This window comes from Pseudoroseomonas ludipueritiae, assembly GCF_014490445.1.
Lineage (GTDB): Bacteria > Pseudomonadota > Alphaproteobacteria > Acetobacterales > Acetobacteraceae > Pseudoroseomonas > Pseudoroseomonas ludipueritiae.
Map to the genome: position 1 here is coordinate 1 of NZ_JACTUZ010000339.1, position 1,257 is coordinate 1,257.

The following is a 1,257-nucleotide window of genomic DNA, read 5'->3' on the forward strand; positions in this document are numbered from 1 at the left end:
CCGCCGGGCTCGCGGGTGCGCAGCACCGGCCGGCCAGCCGCGGCCAGGGCTTCGGCCAGCCGCCGCGCCAGGGTGGTCTTGCCAGCGCCCTCCCCGCCTTCCAGCGTGATGAAGCGCGCTTTATCCGTGGTCACCTCAGCCCGAGACCCAGCGCCCGATGACAGCCGGAATACGCGACAGCACGCCCAGCTTGGCGACATCCGCCCCGGCATAAAGCGGCAGCGTCATCGGCGGCACGCCCTGGCCGGAGACTTCCAGCTGGCCGATCTCCTGCCCCTTGGCGATCGGCGCCGGCACCGGGCCATCATAGCGCAGCTTCACCGCCAGATTACGGCGCCACTGGCGCGGCAGGGTCATCACGAGATCACGCCCGCCCACCAGCGGCACAGTCGGGCGGTCGCCCAGATAGACCGGGGCCTGCTCCACGGTATCCGAGGCGCGGAAGAGCACCACGTTCTCGAACTCGCGGAAGCCCCATTCCAGCATGCGCTCCGACTCCTCGGCCCGCATGCGCATGGAGGTCATGCCGTTCAGCACCGCGATCAGCCGGCGCTCGCCGCGCTTGGCCGTGCCCGCAAGGCCATAGCCGCCATCCTCGGTATGGCCGGTCTTCAGGCCATCGGCACCGGCGACGCGGCCCAGCAGGGGGTCGCGGTTCTCCTGCGTGATGCCGTGCCACTGGAAGGAGCGGACGTTAAAGATGCCATAGTATTCAGGGAAGTCGTTGATGATGTGCCGGCTGAGGGAAGCAAGGTCCCGGCAGGTCATCAGGTGCTCGGGGTCCGGCCAACCGGTCGCGTTGCGGAAGGTGCTGTCCTTCAGGCCCAGGCGCTTGCCGTATTCGTTCAACAGCTCCGCGAACTGCGTCTCGCTGCCGCTGACACCTTCGGCCAACACGACGCAGGCATCGTTGCCGGATTGCACGATCACGCCATGCAGCAGGTCGTTGACGCTGATCTGGCTGCCCAGCTCCACGAACATCTTGGAGCCACCCATCCGCCAGGCCTTTTCGCTGACGGTCAGGGTCTGGTCCATGCGCAGCCGGCCCTGCTTCAGCAGGTCGAAGACGACATAGACCGTCATCAGCTTGGACATGGACGAGGGATGCATCCGCTCATCCGCGTTCTTCTCGGCCAGCACGGCGCCGGTATCGGCGTCAATCAGCAGCGCCTGCTTGGCCTGCGTGTCCAGCGGCCCCAACGGCGTGCTGGCGGGCGTGCCGGGCGGCGGCGCAGCGGCGCCAGCGCGGGCGGGCCC

At 68.4% G+C, this 1,257-nt stretch carries 1 protein-coding gene and 1 pseudogene; both read right to left on the reverse strand.

The genetic code is table 11. The features are described 5' to 3' along the window. Positions 1-134: pseudogene (locus IBL25_RS26190) on the reverse strand (dTMP kinase); the annotation flags it as partial. 1 nt (position 135) lies between these two features. Beyond that, positions 136-1,257: D-alanyl-D-alanine carboxypeptidase family protein (locus IBL25_RS26195; protein WP_187781356.1), on the reverse strand; the 1,122-nt coding region annotated here is incomplete at its 5' end.